This is a genomic window from Rheinheimera riviphila, from assembly GCF_004005945.1.
GTDB classification, from domain to species: domain Bacteria; phylum Pseudomonadota; class Gammaproteobacteria; order Enterobacterales; family Alteromonadaceae; genus Pararheinheimera; species Pararheinheimera riviphila.
Genome location: NZ_SACS01000016.1, coordinates 104,185 through 122,716 on the forward strand (window position 1 = coordinate 104,185; position 18,532 = coordinate 122,716).

The following is an 18,532-nucleotide window of genomic DNA, read 5'->3' on the forward strand; positions in this document are numbered from 1 at the left end:
TCAGAACTCCCTCGCAGCAACCAATTGGCTTGCCGCCGTGTTGGTGACTTCAGCGCGCAGACCGTCACGCAGTTTAAAAGCGCCTTCACCAGCGATCAACTGCGCCTGTTGCAGACCTGTAGTGACCAACACCTGCTCACCCAGCCTTGCCCCCAACTGCACCTGTTGTCGCCGGGCCCGCAGCACCCCCGTCTGATCTTTTTCTAATAGATAAACATAATCACCCAACTGATCACGCACCACGGCCGTGGTCGGAATAGCGGGCAATTGCACCTGTTCGCCGGTGGCAAAATCCACCTGTACCAACTGGTTCGCACGAAGTTGTTGTTGCGGTAACGGTAACCGGGCCCGGTATCTGAGCTGACGCAATTGCGTACTGACTTCAGGCTCAACTGAAATCACCTGCGCTGTAACTGCCGCTGACTGACCAGGCAAGCGGACGCTGATTTCAGCCCCCATCGCCAATTCGGGCAGACTTTGGGGTACCGAAAAATCGACCCAGCTGTAAGCCGTCAGGCCAACCAGGCTGGTTAAGATCTTATTACTTTCCAAAAACTGGCCAACCTGCAAATCATGAATACCGACCCGGGCACGAAAGGGTGCTTTCAGCACTTTTTTGGCGATGATACTTTGCAACACCTGCTGTTCCGCCTGCAATTCACTAAAACGAGCCTGCGCCAGTTCCAGGGCTTCAGTGCTGACTTTTTGCCCCTGGTACAGTTGCTGATACCGACTGACCGTTTTTTGCTGTTGCGCCAGACGGACTTCGGTTGCCTGCAATCGCGCCAGCTCTTCCTGATGCTCAATCTCCAGCAACACCTGATCTTGTTCTACCACCGCGCCAGAACTGAAATTTAGCCGACTGATAGTGCCGGATAATTCGTTGGTTAATTCCAGATATTGCGGCGCTTTTAATACACCGCTCACCTGGCGCGTGGGCCGATACCACAGGCTGCCTACGTTTTGGGCCGTTACAGCTGCGGTTTGTTCGCTGGCAATAGCCGGCGTGTTATTCTGCCACTGCCGGAATGCACTGGCGGCCGCGCTGAGCAGCGCCAGTACGAGCAGTGTGATTAGCCATGGGATCAGTTTCATTGGTGTCCTCCTGACGGGCTGACCTTGCGATAAGGCAGCATTGTTTACATGAAGTATCTTTACATGAAGATATATCGTTAAATTTTTTTTGTCAACCAGTCGCCTGGTCTGCAACGTGGTGCTGGTGTTGCTGACAAAAACGGGCATGGATCACTGCAAGTTCTGCGGCGACTTCGGTGGTATGCAGTAACACCGCCTGATTGGCCAGCGCCGATTGACCAGCGGTTGCCTGCTCCACCGCTTTCATAATAAAGCGGGTTAGCGCATTGCCAATAATACCGGCTTGTTCAGCCTGCCGGGTTGCCGCCGCAATCGCCTGCTCTACCACTGCGCCGTCCAGCGCATCCGCTACCGGAGTTGGCGTGCAAATCAACATACTTTGCCGGGGCGCTATCGCCTGTTGCCATTCGATGGCGGCCGCCAGCTGCCATGGGTCATCCAGCCGTTTTGGTGCTTTAAAACCAGATGAACGACAATAAAACGCAGGAAAATCATCAAACTGATAAGACACGACCGGTACGTTGTGTGTTTCCAGAAATTCCAGTGTCAGCCCGAGATCCAGGATATTTTTGGCGCCGGCACAAACCACGGCCAGCCCGCTGCGGGTTAACTCAATTAAGTCACCGGAAATATCCATGCTCTGCTGCGCGCCACGGTGCACCCCGCCAAGGCCAGCCGAGGCAAAAAACCGGATCCCGGCATGGGCGGCTATCTGTAGCGAACAGGCAACTGTGGTCGCTCCACTGCTGCGACCGGCCAGCACAAATGCTAAATCGCGGCTGCTGATTTTAGGGGTTTGTGGCCGCGTCGCCAGATAAGCCAGCTCGTCCCCGGTCAGACCAACCCGGATTTCGCCATGAAGCACGGCCAGGGTCGCCGGCACGGCGCCTTGAGCCCGGACTCTTTGTTCTAATGCCAGCGCGGTCTGCAGATTCAGCGGGTAATCCAGTCCCTGGCAAATCACATTGGATTCAAGCGCGACCACCGCTTGTTGCTCTGCCAGCGCCTCCTGCACTTCGGCGCTATAACGGATCGGCAGCGCCATCCGCGATCTCCCTGAAAATGGTGTTGCATGCATGATGTTGTCCTTCTCACTGAATAAATACCAGGCCGGTGCGATACACCGGCATTGGGTGATACGAAGCCCGCCTGGCTGACATTGCCTGGCTTGGCCTTTCACGGTGAACAGCCATTAAGCTGATTGCAACGTTGCCAGCTGCAAACTGAGTTGCTGGTAGCGCTGAATGTACCGGCTCAGTTCAGCCATACCGGTTGCCTGCAGCAAACTGTAGTGATCGGCGTTAAGCTGTACTTCCACTAAACCCAATTCACGACCAACGGCATCAATAAATGAATAATCATCGCCACGGGCCTTAAAAATCACCGGCGACACTTTTAACCGGCGCTGGCTCAGCTCGGCGAAGGTGTAACGGTACTGATAAGTCTGGCGCACCAGAGTCACGATGTTATCCACCAGCGCCTTGGGTAACTGCCGGTAATGCTGACAGATAAAATCAACAAAAGAGGCCTGACAGCGCACCGTTTGCAGACATTGCTGCAATAAAGGTCCACTGATTTTCTGGGCAAATACCGAATACAACACGGTGACAAAGGCCGGTTCGTCAAAATCTGCCCGGCCACTGTGATTCGGAACCGGCAGTACCGGTGAACCTGGAGCCAGTAAAAACAGCTGTTCAACCACATCGCCTTGTTGTTCAAGTTGATAGGCCACTTCAAAAGCGACCCTGGCACCAAAAGAGTATCCCCATAACCGGTAAGGACCTGCTGGTTGTGCTTGTTTCAACAGCGCAATGTCCGCCAGTGCCATCGCACTGATATCGGGCTGAATGGTTTCGGTTGGGCTCAGCCCTTCGGCCTGCACCCCATAAAAATTCTGATCAGCGGCGGTCGTTTCGGCCAGCAGACGCAGATTCAGCGGATAGCCGCCAAGACCAGGCCAGCAGAATACGCTGGCAGCACCGTCAGTCCGCTGTAAAGGCAATAACCTGCTGTGTTGGCTGACTTCGGCAGCGGTTTGCTGTACCAACTGCGCTAAAGTTTCAATGGTCGAGGCGGTGAAAATCGCCTGCATCGGTAGTTGCAGCGCAAACTGTTGATTGATTTGATGCATCAGCGCCACCGCTTTTAACGAGTTGCCGCCACAGGCAAAAAAGTCATCCAATACCGACACTTGCTGTAACCGCAGGCTTTGCTGCCACATGCCGAGCAACACATTTTCGGTGTCGTTACGGGGAGCCAGCATTGGCGCGGCATTGTTGCTACTTTGCACTTGCGGCGCCTGACGCAGTGCCTTCAGGTCAATTTTGCCATTGGCGGTTTGCGGGAAACGGTCAAAAACCACAATATTATTCGGCACCATATATGCTGGCAGACTGCTTTGCAGCTCATCCCGCAGGATCTCCGCCGGACCGCGCATATGAATACTATCTTCCTGCATGCCGGTGGATTGTTGTTGCTGCTGGCTGACTTTACCGCCAATTGCAAAATAGAACGGTGCCTGCGCCATCTGCCGCGTCTGACACAGCGCATCCATCCGGATCGCGGCACAAAGCGGCTGACCCGACTTCGAGCTGTAGCCAGATGACATCATGCCAAGCTGCCATGGATTTTGCTGCAACTGCTGCAACCGCCGGCCCAGCGCAATGTACTGATACCAGGGATCTTCGCTGCGGCTAAGCAGACCAATACCAAAACTGGCGCGCTGATATACTTGCTGGTTGATAGCGATCACTTCAGACTCGTTGATCAGTTGCGCATCCAGATACTTTAAACCTGCAGGCTGCCACAGATACTGACCGGCAGGCAGATCGGCCACTGCGCCCGGTTGCACCTGCAGTATCTGGTCGACCGGGTTGACCGGCGCTACCCAGCTGTCGATGGCAAAAGAACCCAGGTACTGATCGCTGGCCTGACTGGCCAGTACTTCCTGTAACCTGTGATCAAAATAACCATCCCTTACCGCCAGCCCAAACTGTGGCAGGATCTGATCAAACAGCCCCACCATATGACCGGTTTCCATTTCCAGCACTTCAGCAATATTGTTCTGATACACCGGGGCAATCGCATCGACCCGGCCGACAAAATGCAGCTTTAGCTGCGCCCCCGGCACTGCTGTTTTGGTGGCCACTAAATACAGACTGTGTTGCTGCGGATGATAATAATAAAAACCACTTTCAACACCAAAAAGTCCGTCGATTTCCAGATATAGCTGGGTCGCATACAAAGCGCCGGGCGACGCAAAACCATATTTCGGCAGCAGGCGATCTGCACTGTGAAACTGACCAAAATAACGTAACAGATAACCCAGATCAGCAAAGTTCAGTGTTGTCAGCGACCGGGGTTGTTCTGCCTGCGGCGGCATACTTTGCAGCAACTGCTCAAGCTGCTGCGCGCTGACCGCGCCACCTTCAAAAAACCGGTAAGTTTTCCGGGCAAACACCAGCGCCTGTTGTGCCGCTGTCGGCTCTGCCCCGGATAACGGCAACCGGGCACGACCCAATAATTCCGGTTCCTGCCGTAAACCTGCATTCGACAGCTGGGCTTTCACCTGCAGTTTGTTTTGTTTTGACTGATGGTGTGCTCCCTGCCGTCCCTGATCCATCACGCTGGCATGCTGTTTATCAAGCTCAATACAGGCGATCAGTTGATCGGTGCCGGTCCGGCTATCCTGGCATACCAACACCGCAGCATTTTTGATCCAACGATGTTTTTCAATTTGCAGGCGGATTTCGTCCAGCTCCACCCGATAACCACGTAACTTCACCTGGTTATCAACCCGGCCAACAAAATGGGTATTGCCGTCCTGATCAGAGCGCGCCAGATCGCCGGTCCGGTACAGCCGTTGATGCAGCGGATCGGTACTGAGTGGGTTGGGAATAAACCGCTCAGTGGTCAGCTCAGCCCGCTGATAATAGCCGCGCGCCAGCTGAACTCCGCTGATATAAAGCTCACCGGTTTCACCAGCGGCAACCGGTTGCAGCGCGGCGTCCAGCACATAATAACGGGTATCAGCTACCGGATAACCTATCGGCACGGCCAGCGGTATGGTGGACAGATTGCTGGCTGTTACTTCAAAAGCCGAGGAGTTAATCGTGCACTCAGTGGGACCATAAAGATTCACCATCCGGCAGTGCGGAAAGGTCGTCAGTACATCTGCCGCCAGTTGCCGGGTTAACAGCTCACCACCGCTGAAAATAAACCTTAAGCCACTGGCGATAGCGCTGCCCGGCACTTCAAGCAGCGCCTGCAACAACGTCGGCACGCCCTGCAACACCGTCACCCCCAGTTCGGCGATGGTATCGAGCAGTGCCGGTGGATCCCGGTAAATGCCAGGGGCACCGATAACCACAGTGGCCCCCATCGCACCAGCAAGAATTTCCCACTGAGCGGCGTCAAAACTGAACGGCGTTTTTTGCAATATGGCGCTTTGGCGGTCAAAACCATAGTGTTGTGCCAGCCACTGTAACTGAGCCGTGATGCTGCTTTGTGCAATCATCACCCCTTTGGGTGCACCGGTACTGCCAGAGGTATAAATCATATAAGCCAGCTGTTGCGGGCTGACCAATGGCATAAAATTGTGCAGACCGGCCGGTAAATCTTCAATACATAAAATGGTCACTGACTGCGGTGCCAGTTGTTGTAGTTGCGCCCGCAAATGCCGCTGCGTCAGCACAATACCCACACCGGCGTCAGTCAACATGTACTGGATACGTTCTGACGGATACTCCGGTGACAATGGCAGATAACAACCACCGGCAAATAAAATCCCCCAGACACCACAAACCAGCTCAGCAGATGGCTCCATATACAAACCAATACATTGCTCCTGCTGCTGACCCAGGCCGACTAACACTTGCGCAATCTGCCCGGCCTGCTGCGCCAGCTCTGAAAAACTTAGCTCAGTATCGGCGGTGCGAATGGCCACAGCCTCAGGTTGTCGCTGACACTGCCATTGTAACAATGCCGGCAAATCAGCCAATTGCGACCATTGCTGATTTTTCGGCCCGAAACCGGGTGCTAACTGGGTTTGCCTGTGCTCAGCGGACTGCGCAGAATGTATAAATTCCATCGTCTTGCCTCCTTGTCGTTCAATGAAAAAGTTGGCTGCGAATGCTCCCTGCCGCCAGATGTTTAAAAATGACTGTTCCAAAATAACAGCTTAAATCTTTATAGCAAGTATCTTTATGTGAAGATAGATAATTTAACGCTATTGTCATAAATAAATGACCACCAAGGCTAAAATTCGGATTTCATCATTGATTTATAATAAATTTATAGAAAGAAAACAGTGGTAATCCAGCTATTGTCGTGTAAGCAATCAGCGGCTAATATACCTTCCTGTAAAGAAACTTTAAGAGGAGATACTATGAAGGATGATTTGGTTGATGCTGTTATTCAACAATGGCAGCGGGAGCGGCCTGATGTGGATCCGACGCCAATGGCAGTGATGGGACGACTGGTCCGTAGCTGTGCTTTGTTTGATCGTGAACTAAGTACTGTTTTTAGCGAATTTGGGCTCAATGGCGGCGAATTTGATGTGGTCGCCACTTTACGCCGCTCTGGCAAGCCTTATACCTTAACTCCGAATCAATTGTTACAGACGCTGATGCTGACGTCCGGCTCCATGACCAACAGGATCGACAAGCTTGAAGCGAAGCAACTGGTCAGCCGGAGTCCGGATCCCCATGATCGACGCGGTGTACTGGTTTCACTGACCGCAAAAGGATTAGATATTATTGAACGGGCCTTGGTTCGCCATCTTGCCAAAGGCGAAGACCTGCTGGCTGAACTGAGCCACAGCGAACGTGATCAACTGGCGATGTTGCTGAAAAAGCTGCTGCAATCACAAGGCATGCAATAACTACGGCCAAACGCCCGCGAACAATGAGTCCATAACTTGTTGTTTGAGCTGAGTAAAACCACACCTGAAACTGCCCCCAATCGCCGGACTGAAGATTGGGGCAGGTTGACGATTGAAGCAGGCGGAGGATGAGAGCAAGTGGATAATCAGAACACGCTGCTCACTGTATTCTGTGATTGCTCTGCCAGGGTCGGATAGTCGGTATATCCCGCAGCACCGCCACCATAAAAAGTGCTTGGATCAACCTGATTATAAGGTCCACCCTGCCGACTTCTGGCCACCAAATCCGGATTTGCCAAAAATAATGCGCCAAAGGCGACCGCATCTGCCAGACCTTGTTGCAATATCTCACTGGCGATTGCCGGAGTCACAGCTCCGGCCTGCGCACTTTGATGTGGGTTCACAATCAGACAACCAGCCCACATTTGCCGTAACAAGGCCGTCATATCCCGGTTACCCGCTTCCATGAGATGCAGGTAAGCCAGATCGGCAGGCAGTTGGCGGCACAACGCCGGGTACAACATCAAAGCATCGGCTTCACGGATATCATTATAGGGATTTTCCGGTGATAGTCTGATCCCGGTACGGCCAGCTCCGATGGCCGCGACCACTGCGGCTGTGACTTCCAGCGTCAGTCGCAACCGGTTTTGCACCGAACCGCCGTATGCGTCCGAGCGCAGATTGGTGTTGTCCGCCATAAACTGATGCAGCAGAAAACCATTGCCAGCGTGGATTTCCACACCGTCGAAACCGGCGTCAATGGCAAACTTTGCGGCGCAGGCAAAATCCTCGATGGTCTGCCGGATGTCGGTGCTGTCCATCACGCGCGGCACCGGATAAGGCTGCGGACCAGCTGCGGTGTAAGTAAAACCATTGGCCGCCACGGCTGAAGGAGCCAGCGACTGATGCGCACTGGCGTACAAAGATGGATGGCCGATACGGCCGGCATGCATCAGTTGCGCCACGATCAGCCCGCCCTGACGGTGAACGGCAGTGGTGACGGCACGCCAACTGTCGGCTTGCTGCTGATTGTGCAAACCAGGCGAGTGCATAAAGCCCTGCCCGGTGATATTTGGCTGAATACCTTCACTAATGATCAGACCGGCACCGGCTCGCTGAGTGTAGTATTGTGCCATTAATGCAGTAGCCAGGCCATCGGCTGTGGCGCGGTTGCGACTCATCGGCGCCATCACAAATCGGTTCTGCAGCGCCAGTGCGCCTGTGGTCAGCGAACTATACAAAGTTGTCATCAGAGTTTTCCTTTGTTGAAGGGAGTAAATAATGGATCGCGACCGGCCACGCCCGCTACCGGGGAAATGACTGGCGCTGGTGGCCGTTGCGCCAACTTGATCGCGGCCAGGATGGCCAGAGCACCAACAGCCTGCTGCAATGTAAGCATCTGATTTAATACAACATAACCAAAGACCAATGCCGAAACCGGGCTGGTAAAGGTTAAAAACGACAGGGTGACTGCCGGCAAGCGTTGCAAAGCGCGAAACCACAACAAGTAAGCTAAGACGGCACCAATCAGACAGAGATAACCGTAACCGGCCAGATTTCGCAGGCTGACCTGCGCCGGTAACCCCTCTTGCCACAATGTTATCGGCAATAGCAGCAGCCCCCCCGCCAGCAATTGCCAGCCGGTGAAAGTCACCAGACTGATGCTGGCAGGTTTTGGCCACCTTTTACTCAGCACGATGCCAAGCGCCATCGACATCGCTGCGCACAGCCCTGCGACGATCCCAATCACCGATAACGAAGCCTGCTGGACTGACACCAGCAGCGCAACACCACAGCTGGCGATGCCGGCCGCGACCATCGGTCGGGCCCGCAATGGTTCATGTAGCAAAAACACGCTGAGCAGCATCACCAGCACCGGTTGACAGGACATCACCAGCGCCGCAACACCACCAGGCAAGTGATAGGCTGCCACAAACAGACAATAAAAAAACAAACCAATATTCAAGGTACCGAGCACTGCTGCCCGCCACCACCAGTGCCCCTGCGGCAGCTGACGCTGCCACAACACCAATAGCAGACCCGCCGGCAATGCTCGCAGCAGCGAAGCCAATAATGGCCGGTCCGGTGGCAGCAGTTCGGTCGTCACCACATAAGTACTGCCCCAGATCACAGCCGCCAGCACGCCGCATAACAGTGCCAAACTAAAGGATCGGCTACTCATACCGCCTCCGCCTGGCCGGTACCAAAATAACGATCACCAAAGTCGCCAATGCCCGGCAGCATATAAGCCTGACCGGTCAGACCTTGTTCAATACTGCTGGTGATGATCTGTACTTTTGGTTGCTGCTGGTTGACTCTGGCGATACCAGCAGGTGACGACAGCAAATTCAGCAATAAAATCTGCTCCGCCGGCACCCCTTCCGCCAGCAACACGTCCAGCGCACATAACGCCGAGCCGCCGGTGGCCAGCATAGGTTCAAATAACATCACATAACCCTGTGCAATATTTGCTGGCAGTTTGCTGTAGTACAGATGGGGTTGCTTGGTTTGCTGATGCCGCTGGATCAGGATCTTGCCAATCGGGATATCCCGGTTGATCCGTTGCAGCTCAAACTCCATACTTTCACCCGCGCGCATCACAGAAACTGCGAACAGCGGTGTCGCCAACCTTTTTCCCTGATACGTTGCGCCAACCGGTGTTGTCACCTGATGATCCTGAAATGGCAACAAGCCATAAGCTTGCTCCAGTAACAACCGGATCACCTGATCGGCATAAAAAGTAAAAGTGGATTGGCAGGCCCTGCGGTCACGCATCTGTGTGTGTAGCGCGCGCAACCTGTCCGTTTGCGTCAGTTCGATCACAGGTACCGCAGCGCTGTTGTTCGCCGGGAACACCGGCAGAAGTTGTGCAGACATAATGAGCTCCTTGCAAAAAAGCAGCCCACAGGATCAACTGCGGGCTGGTTGACTTAAGCGGCGAGTTCAGCAAAAGCCTGACGGGCTTCAGCGACAAAACGACGGATCCGCGCGGCATCCTTGCGTCCGTCCGCCCCTTCCAGCCCAGTATGCGCATCCACCGCAGCAGGACGCACATGGCGGATCGCGGCAGCCACATTGTCCGGCGTCAGGCCACCTGCCAACATCAGCGGTTTAGGCGAACGCTTCACCAGCTCAGCGCTGACATCCCAGTTATGCGTTAAACCGGTCGCCCCTTTGGCACCGGTTTTTGGGTTATAGGTATCCGTGATAAACATGTCGACATAGCTGGCACACTGATCAACCAGTTGCAGCAGCTCGTCAGCGTTATCTTCTTTCACCACCAGGCTTTTCAGAATGCACAGATCCGGTCTTAACTGACGCAGTTTTGCCATTTCGTCGACGCTGATATCCCCGTGCAGCTGAACAGCTTTCACCCCTAACTCCTGACAAAAGCTACTGACTTGCCCGGCATCAGTCAGATAACTGATCAGCACGCCGGCATGTGGCTGATCCAGCTCGGCAATAATGGCAATCGCTGACTGCTCGCTGATGTCGTCACGGCCAGATGGCAGCCGCAGCGGAAAACCCAGCCATTCAACGCCTTCATTCACTATCAGTTGTGCTTCCTGCCGATCAATGATGCCGGCAACCTGGATCAAATGTTTCATTTCGCGCTCCCTGTGGGTTGGTGGTAAATATCTCACAATCATGTATCTTCACCTGAAGATACATTTATTTAATACACAAAGAATCTTCATGTCAAGATATAATCAAAAAGCAACAGACTAAAAATATTTGGCAATAGCTGTGACTATTTGGCCGCAGCCAACAAGCTGTTGATCACCAGCCCATAGCTTTTCGCGGTAAATAGTGATAATTAATTTCACCCTGACTCAGGGAGAATAATAATGACAAATTCAATCACCTATCGGCGATTATGGCTGCCGCACGGACTCACGTTGGGACTCGTCTTACTGATAGCCGCTTGCCAGCCTGCACCAACGGCCGAACCAGGCCAAACAGCTCAATCTGATTTGAGCATCGCAGGCTTCACTGCCGCCATGTCCCAACAACCAGGGCTCATTCCAATTTTTGCCGACATCCAAAACGGCAAAGTCTATTTACAAGTACCGGCCAACGCGCCCGAATATTTGTATTACTCCAGCCTGCCACAAGGGTTGGGTTCGAATGATATCGGGTTGGATCGCGGCCAGTTACTGTCACTGGATGCGAAATTGGTGGTGTTTGAAGATGCCGGTGACAAAGTGTTGTTGCGCCAGCGCAATACCCAATATCGTGCCGTATCGGAGAATCCGCTGGAGCAACGTTCGGTCGAAGAAGCTTTTGCCAGCTCGGTATTGTGGGGTTTTCCGGTGGTGGCCCGCGACGCTGATTCGCTGCTGCTCGATGCCACGGAATTTGTGCTGCGCGACAGCCATGGGGTCGCCCGTACTTTAGCCGCTACTGAACAAGGCGATTTTAGCCTGGATGCCAGCCGCTCCGCCTTATACTGGCCGCGCAGCAAAGCCTTTCCGAAAAACACTGAACTTGAAGCCACCATCACATTTACCGGCGACAAACCCGGTGAATTTGTGCAGCAAGTGGCGCCGGATCCTTACAGCATCAGCGTGCGGATGCACCATAGTTTTGTCGAGTTACCAGAGCCAGGTTTTGTCGCACGGCCTTTCCATCCGGAAAGTGGTTTTTGGTCCTTTGAATACAAAGATTACGCGGTACCGATTGAAGCCGAGATGATGCAACGTTTTGTGCCACGCCATCGATTAGTGAAAAAAGACCCAGCGGCAGCAGTCAGCGAAGCGGTGGAACCTATTGTCTATTATCTGGATCCAGGTGTACCGGAACCGGTGCGTTCAGCGTTATTAGACGGCGCCAAGTGGTGGGATCAGGCGTTCGCCGCTGCTGGTTACAAAGATGCGTTTCAGGTGAAAATGTTACCGGCCGATGCCGACCCGCTGGATGTGCGTTACAACGTGATCCAATGAGTACACCGGGCGACGCGCGGCTGGTCTTACGGTTATGGCCTGATGGACCCGCGTACCGGCGAAATTATTAAGGGCCATGTCACTTTAGGATCCTTGCGGGTGCGGCAGGATTACTTGATTGCCCAGGGCATGACGGCACCATTTTCGGCTGAAGGTTCGGAATCTGCTACAACCACAGCAGACACCACGGCCCAGGCCGCTCTGAGCGAAATGGCACTAGCGCGCATTCGTCAATTATCGGCCCATGAAATTGGCCACACCCTTGGTATCGCCCATAACTTTGCCGCCAGCAATAAAGACCGCGCTTCAGTGATGGATTACCCGCATCCGGTATTAACGATGGGCGCCGACAACAAAATTTCGCTTACCGGCGCTTACGCCAGTGGCATCGGCGACTGGGACAAACGGGTCATTCAATATGGTTACGGTGACTTTGCCGATGATAAAGCCAGACTCGATTTTATCAGTCAGGCACCACAACAAGGCTTTCGTTTTATCTCAGATCCGGACAGCAATGGCGGCAAACTGCCACATGCCTACTCCAGTTTATGGGACAACGGTGCTGATGCGGTGACTGAATTGGATCGGGTGATGAAACTGCGCGCCCAGGCCCTGAGCAACTTCAACAGCAAAGCGTTAGCGGATGGCCGACCTTACTCGGATCTGGCCGAAATTCTAATGCCGGTGTATTTTGCCCATCGTTATCAAACCGAAGCGGCCGGCAAATGGCTGGGTGGTTATGACTATCGGTATCAACTCAAAACCGCCGGCGAAAAACTGTTGTATCAGCCGGTGGCGGGCGCGGATCAACAACGGGCGTTCCAAGCGCTGCTTCGCACTGTCAATCCAACCACGCTGGCATTGCCGACTGCGGTAGAACAACTTATTCCACCCAAAGCTTATGGCTACAGCAACAACCGCGAAAGCCCCCAAGGTTACACCGGGCTGGTGCTGGATCCGCTGTCATTAGCGGAAGCTGCGGCGCAGCATACCTTTAGTATTTTACTGAATGGCGAACGGCTGGCGAGATTACAGTGGCAACATCAAAACGACAGCGCGGTACCGTCAGTGGCACGGCTGTTATCGGACCTTTGGCAACAGCTACAAGCACCGGCAGCCGCCAAACCTTTGATCAGCCGCAGGTTACAGGTAAGTTATTTACTGCAATTGTCGACATTGGCGCAAAATGAGCAACTGGCACCGGAAATCCGGGCAGAGTTGCTGCTGATGCTGACGCAAATTGGCCAAAGCGCAAAAGCCGCCAAAGACGCACACTCACAATTGCTGCTGCAGCTGGCGACCCAGGCGCAAAAAGATGTGGCTAACCTTGGGAAGTTAAAGGCATTACAACCGCCGCCAGGTTCACCGATTTAACGTTATCTACCAATCCCCAAAGTGCAGCTTGTTGCTTTGGGGGTTGCTCACCTTCCCTGCTGAAAAATCCTGAAACATATTGTCCCGCATTCTGATTGCAGCATTTTTAACCACTGGTTATAGTGATTTTGCTCCCAATCCAGGGATCTGCATAAGACCTCAAACAATGAGCCAAAGCTCGCTAATACATTCCAATGAGAATAAGGAAAATCTATGTACAGCCGATTATTGGCGCTGGGTGTCAGTGCTGTGTTATTGGGGTGCAACCCAAAACCGGCCGATCCAACACCTGCAGCAACGCCAGCCGCTACTGACGCTTTGGTCAGCCAGGCCACGCAACAAGCCGCGCCCGTTAGTTTTAACGTGCCAGTGCACTACAGCACTTTAGAAAATGGCTTAAAAGTGGTGATCTCTCCGGATCACACCGCACCAACTGCGGTTATTGGGGTGTACTACAACATTGGCTTTCGCAACGAGCCAAAAAACCGCACCGGCTTTGCCCATTTATTCGAACATATGATGTTCCAGGGCTCAAAAAACCTCGGCAAAATGGAATTTATCAGTCTGGTCCAAACCAACGGTGGCGTGCTGAACGGTTCAACCCGGTTTGACTACACCAACTATTTTGAAATTGTACCGGCGCATAAAGTTGAAACCATGTTATGGGCCGAAGCCGACCGGATGAAAGGCCTGGCGATCACCCAGGAAAACCTGACGAATCAACAAGGTGTGGTGAAAAACGAAGTCAAGGTCAACGTGTTGAACCAGCCATATGGCGGTTTCCCCTGGCTGGATATGCCGCAATATGCCTTTAACAACTGGTACAACGCCCACAACTTTTATGGCGATTTAGCCGATCTGGATGCAGCGAATCTGGACGATGTGAAATCGTTTTTTGATACCTACTATTCGCCCAATAACGCAGTGCTGGTGGTGGTCGGCGATGTCGAAGTCGAACCGACTTTGGCGATGGTAAAAAAGTATTTCAGCGCTATTCCAGCGGTGACGTTACCGGCGCAGCCTGATTTAACCGAGCTTCGGCAAGAGCAGGAAAAACGCTTTAACAAGTTCGATAAACTGGCACCTAAACCAGCACTGGCCTTTGCCTACAAAATGCCACCACGCAATACCCCAGAGTATTTTGCGATGGGCATTCTCGACCAATTATTAGTGCAAGGCACTGACAGCCTGCTGCATCAGGAGCTGGTGAAAAACCGTCAGCTGACCGGTGATGTCGGCGGCGGCATCAATTATCTGCTGGGCAATATGTTTAACTACAACGGCCCGATGTTGTGGATGAGTTCATTCACCCATGATGAAAAACACAGTGAAAAAGAGTTGTTGGCGGCCGTCGATCAAGTGATTGGTCAGCTGACTGAACAGCCAATACTACAAAAAGATATTGATCGCGCTATCGTCAAAATCCGTTCCGGCCTGTACGACAACATCGACAGCTTTTATGGTTTTGGCAAACTGGATTTACTGGCAAGCTTCGCCTTATTTGACAATGACCCAGCCAGGATCAACGACTTAGAAGCGCAATTTAAAGCTGTCACACCGGAAGTTCTCAAAGCGACCATCGCTGAATATCTGCGCCCTGGCAACCGCACCATTTTGACCTTAACGCCTGGCGAAGACCCGGCGGCTGCGGTGACACCGGCTAAAGAAGGAAACACACCATGAAAGGACTATCGAAATTCCCGATAACACGTCAACTGCAAACCGGATTTATGCTGGCACTGAGCCTGTTGGCTTTTCAGTTACCGGCGCAGGACAAAGAACTGCCTCCGGCTGGCGGCACCCCAAAAAGCTTTAAGCTCACCGACACTCACAATTTCACCCTCGACAATGGCTTGAGCGTGACGTTGATCCAATATGGCAGCACGCCCAAAGTGACGTTGCGCCTGGTCACCGACACCGGCAATATTGACGATGGCGCCAAAGATGCGGTGTCTGATTTGAGTTATCAGTTGTTAACCGAAGGCACCAGCACCCGCTCGGCCAAAGAAATTGCCGAAGCCGCAGCCAATATGGGCGGCCAGGTGCAAAGCAGTGTTGGTATTAATGCCAGTTTTCTGCAACTGGATGTGCTGAGTGACTATGTGGGGGATGCCGCGAATTTACTGGCCGACTTAGCGATAAATACCAAATTCACCGACGAAGATCGCACCCGTGCGGTGAATAACTTTGTCCGTGATTTAACAGTACAAAAATCGACGCCAGGCAATCAGGCGACCAGCGCTTTTTATGGTGCGGTGTTTGCTGACCATCCTTATGCCAAAGTGTTTGCCGATGAAAAAGTGGTGCAGGCGCTCACCTTGCAAGACTTACAAAGTTTTGTAAAAACCAATCTGGTGGCGAAACGCAGTCATCTGTTTATTGCCGGTAAATTTGACCCGCAACAAGCCGAAGCTGCAGTAAAAGCCGCATTTGCGGCGATGCCAGGCGGTGAAACCCGTCAAATCAGTGCGCCAACCAAGGCCAATACCGCCGAGCTGATTTTTATCCCAAGGCCGAATGCCCCACAATCGACGCTGCAATTAGGTCTGGCAGTGGTCGATGCATCGCATGAAGATTTTGTTGGATTACGGGTGATGAATACCTTGTTGGGTGGCTCATTTGCCAGTCGGATCACCTCAAATATCCGCGAGAACAAAGGCTACACTTACTCGCCTAACAGCGCAGTAAACAGCAGAGTCAAAGCGGCAACCTGGCAACAGCAAGCCGATGTCACGGCCGAAGCAACCGGCCCTGCTCTTGCGGAAATCATCAAGGAAATTAAACGCCTGCAAACCGAAGCGCCGTCAGAACAAGAATTGACCGGCTTTAAAAACTACATTTCCGGTCTCTACGTGCTGCAAAACTCAGCGCGTGGCTCGATTATCAACGAATTGTGGTTCTTAAAAAGTCATGGCCTGCCGTTATCACGGCTGGAAAATTATGTGCAGTTGGTCAATGCGATGACTCCAGCGCAGATTTCTGCCTTAGCAGCGAAATATCTGACGCTGGATAAAATGACCTTGGTGGTGGTTGGCGATGAGAGCGTCAAAGCACAGCTATCCGCCGTACCAGAGCTAAAAGCAGTCTACAAACTTTAAACCAAACACAAAGCGGTCGTCGCTCATGATTAAACAATGAGCGACGACCCCTTTTTAGCATTACTTAATCAAACGCCAGGTAAAGGGGAACCGGTACACCTGCCCTTCAGTAGCGGTTTTTGCGGCAATCACGTACATCACCACGGTAATTAGCCACAGAACCGGCATCAACGACACGCCGATAATCGTAATACCCAACAGGATATACACCAGCAGCACAGTGATGGCGAAATTCAGCCCTTCTTTGGCCGTTTCTTTAATAAAGGCATCGTCGCTTTTCAGGATGTACATCAGTAACGGCGCGAAAAACGCAAAAAAGATTGAAGCGATATGGGTAATAGCCGCCAGATTTTTACTGTCGGTGTTCGGTGAAGTTCCAAAATCAGACATGGTGCATTCCTTGATTGTTGTTTTTAACAGCTTGGTTTAAAACGTCATTCAATCAGAACGTTAACGTAACGCCATTAAAAAGCAACCTCAATTCACTGATCAAGGTAAATCAGCTTCTTGCATATATGTTTTTCCATATATACAATTCAGAAAAACACCGGAGCCTGCAATGTCCGACATACCAAGCCTATTATTCGTCTGCAGCGAAAACTCAGCTCGCTCGGTGATGGCTGAAGCCGTTGCGAAAAACAGTTACCGCGACCGGTTTCGCATTTTTAGTGCTGGCAGCAATCCGGGCACGGTCGATCTCCGGGCCTTGGCAGCCCTTAAACGGCAAGGCATTGCGGCGGATGACAGCTATTCCAAAGCCATTCATGACTTACCGCAGCAACAATTCGACTATGCCATTTTGCTCTGTGACAAAGCCCGCCAGCAGTGCGCCAGCCAGATCAACGCCAAATACGTGTTGGCCTGGGATTTCCCCGATCCAAAACTCGACCCAGAGCCGCAAACTTTTGACCGCACACTGCATGAAATCAGCGAACGGCTGAAAATGTTTGTGCTGCTCTACGACAAAGCGCTGCTGGAGCGAAAACCGGCGCTGCCATTGGCGCCGCTTGAGTTTTTTAAGCTGCTGGCCGATGAAACCCGTTTGGCCAGTTTGCTGCTCATTGCCCACGAAGGTGAGTTGTGTGTCTGCGAACTGGAAACTGCGCTGGTGCAAACCCAGCCAAAAATCTCCAGACATTTGGCGATGCTACGCAAAAGCCAGCTGCTGATTGACCGCCGGCAGGGACAATGGGTGTTTTACCGGCTCCATCCGGCGTTACCGGCCTGGGCCAGTCAAAGTATCGAACTGACCTTACAACAAAACCCGCAGCTGCTGGCGCCCCTAATTGCGAACTTAGAAACCATGGGTAATCGACCGGCACGTGCTGCGGCTTGCTGTGATTAACGCCTAAAATTAAAAAATCTTACCATGACAAAGATTTAAGGAGACCGCGATGCAACACCCATTTGATGAACTCAGCATCAACCCAGCCACTTCGGCCACGGCCGGTTTGTTATTTACGCCCTGCCCCGGCACCAAAGGGGTGGATCTTCGCCAGTCGCTGCAGCAGCTGAAAGACGCTGGCGCCAAAGCACTCATTTCGCTGACGCCAGACGAAGAAATGGCGCAGCTGCAGGTTCTGGACTTACCGGCACTTTGTAAGGAACTGGATTTACTCTGGTTTTTCTGTCCGATTGCCGACGATCACGCGCCAGGACTGGCATTTGCCCAAGGCTGGCAGCAGGCCTCGCCGATGGTGCACCATTTGCTCCGGCAAGGCCAGAAAGTCGCCATCCACTGCAAAGGTGGCTCTGGTCGCACAGGTTTGGTGGCAGCGAAAATTCTGCTGGAAGCGGGCCTGGATAAAATTGATGTGAAACAACGGGTACAGGTGTTGCGACCTTATGCGCTGACCTTACAGCCACATTTGGATTGGTTTAATGCGCAGTAATTTTTTGGCGATCAGCGCGTGAGCAAAAAACACCGTAGGGCAACGCTCGCACAATATCCATTGGCCGTAGGGCGACACTCACCGCGGCAGCGGTAGTGCGCCGGAGTTGTTGAAATGGTCGTTATTGAAATAAAAAAACCAACATTCTTTTTTCAAAGTCTTGCCGGCGTACTACCGCTATCGCGGTGAGTACGCCCTCAAAACTTGCATTATCTATTGGCCGTAGGGCGACACTCACCGCGGCAGCGG

Annotated in this window: 15 protein-coding genes; 7 read left to right on the forward strand and 8 right to left on the reverse strand. The window is 52.7% G+C overall.

The annotated features are described in order from the left end of the window. The 3 genes from EOE67_RS14555 to EOE67_RS14565 all read right to left on the reverse strand — a co-directional run bounded on the left by EOE67_RS14555 (position 1) and on the right by EOE67_RS14565 (position 6,184). Positions 1–1,095 (reverse strand): efflux RND transporter periplasmic adaptor subunit, encoded by a 1,095-nt coding sequence (locus tag EOE67_RS14555; protein ID WP_164852351.1) that lies wholly within the window; start codon positions 1,093–1,095, stop codon positions 1–3. A 91-nt stretch (positions 1,096–1,186) separates the two neighbouring features. Beyond that, the gene (locus EOE67_RS14560; RefSeq protein WP_127700067.1) at positions 1,187–2,140 is read right to left on the reverse strand and encodes a pseudouridine-5'-phosphate glycosidase; all 954 of its coding nucleotides are present in this window, start codon (positions 2,138–2,140) and stop codon (positions 1,187–1,189) included. 147 nt (positions 2,141–2,287) lie between these two features. Further along, the gene (locus EOE67_RS14565) at positions 2,288–6,184 is read right to left on the reverse strand and encodes a non-ribosomal peptide synthetase (RefSeq protein WP_127700068.1); all 3,897 of its coding nucleotides are present in this window, start codon (positions 6,182–6,184) and stop codon (positions 2,288–2,290) included. A gap of 297 nt (positions 6,185–6,481) precedes the next feature. On the opposite strand from EOE67_RS14565, the gene EOE67_RS14570 reads away from it, so the two are divergent. Then, entirely contained in the window at positions 6,482–6,976 is a 495-nt protein-coding gene (locus tag EOE67_RS14570; protein ID WP_127700069.1) for a MarR family winged helix-turn-helix transcriptional regulator, read from the forward strand. 146 nt (positions 6,977–7,122) lie between these two features. Here EOE67_RS14570 and EOE67_RS14575 read toward each other — a convergent pair whose 3' ends face one another. From EOE67_RS14575 to EOE67_RS14590, 4 genes are read right to left on the reverse strand one after another with little or no spacing between them, the layout of a single operon-like run. Then, entirely contained in the window at positions 7,123–8,226 is a 1,104-nt protein-coding gene (locus tag EOE67_RS14575; RefSeq protein ID WP_127700070.1) for an alkene reductase, read from the reverse strand. After that, the gene (locus EOE67_RS14580) at positions 8,226–9,158 is read right to left on the reverse strand and encodes an EamA family transporter (RefSeq protein ID WP_127700071.1); all 933 of its coding nucleotides are present in this window, start codon (positions 9,156–9,158) and stop codon (positions 8,226–8,228) included. Before EOE67_RS14580 ends, EOE67_RS14575 begins: the two co-directional genes overlap by 1 nt. Beyond that, on the reverse strand, positions 9,155–9,853 hold the full coding sequence (upp, locus tag EOE67_RS14585) for a uracil phosphoribosyltransferase (protein ID WP_127700072.1): 699 nt from the start codon (positions 9,851–9,853) through the stop codon (positions 9,155–9,157). The genes EOE67_RS14580 and upp overlap by 4 nt, the downstream gene beginning before the upstream one ends. Positions 9,854–9,906: 53 nt before the next feature. Next, complete coding sequence (locus tag EOE67_RS14590) at positions 9,907–10,584, reverse strand: phosphoribosylanthranilate isomerase (RefSeq protein WP_068061065.1); 678 nt, start codon at positions 10,582–10,584, stop codon at positions 9,907–9,909. A gap of 240 nt (positions 10,585–10,824) precedes the next feature. On the opposite strand from EOE67_RS14590, the gene EOE67_RS20710 reads away from it, so the two are divergent. The 4 genes from EOE67_RS20710 (at position 10,825) to EOE67_RS14605 (ending at position 16,391) form a co-directional block, all read left to right on the forward strand. Beyond that, positions 10,825–11,919, forward strand: a complete 1,095-nt coding sequence (locus EOE67_RS20710; RefSeq protein ID WP_206099609.1) for a DUF5117 domain-containing protein — start codon at positions 10,825–10,827, stop codon at positions 11,917–11,919. Between the two features lie 42 nt (positions 11,920–11,961). Beyond that, a complete protein-coding gene (locus tag EOE67_RS20715) occupies positions 11,962–13,293 on the forward strand; it encodes a zinc-dependent metalloprotease (protein ID WP_206099610.1) in 1,332 nt (443 codons plus the stop codon). 213 nt (positions 13,294–13,506) lie between these two features. Continuing rightward, positions 13,507–14,976, forward strand: coding sequence for a M16 family metallopeptidase (locus tag EOE67_RS14600; RefSeq protein WP_127700073.1), 1,470 nt, complete (start codon positions 13,507–13,509; stop codon positions 14,974–14,976). Then, positions 14,973–16,391, forward strand: coding sequence for a M16 family metallopeptidase (locus EOE67_RS14605; RefSeq protein WP_127700074.1), 1,419 nt, complete (start codon positions 14,973–14,975; stop codon positions 16,389–16,391). Before EOE67_RS14600 ends, EOE67_RS14605 begins: the two co-directional genes overlap by 4 nt. A gap of 60 nt (positions 16,392–16,451) precedes the next feature. On the opposite strand, the gene EOE67_RS14610 is transcribed toward EOE67_RS14605, so the two are convergent. Continuing rightward, positions 16,452–16,781 (reverse strand): DUF4870 domain-containing protein, encoded by a 330-nt coding sequence (locus tag EOE67_RS14610; protein ID WP_127700075.1) that lies wholly within the window; start codon positions 16,779–16,781, stop codon positions 16,452–16,454. A 169-nt stretch (positions 16,782–16,950) separates the two neighbouring features. On the opposite strand from EOE67_RS14610, the gene EOE67_RS21045 reads away from it, so the two are divergent. Further along, positions 16,951–17,736, forward strand: a complete 786-nt coding sequence (locus EOE67_RS21045; RefSeq protein ID WP_127700076.1) for a metalloregulator ArsR/SmtB family transcription factor — start codon at positions 16,951–16,953, stop codon at positions 17,734–17,736. A 49-nt stretch (positions 17,737–17,785) separates the two neighbouring features. Then, positions 17,786–18,283 (forward strand): phosphatase domain-containing putative toxin, encoded by a 498-nt coding sequence (locus tag EOE67_RS14620; protein ID WP_127700077.1) that lies wholly within the window; start codon positions 17,786–17,788, stop codon positions 18,281–18,283. Positions 18,284–18,532 lie beyond the last annotated feature (249 nt).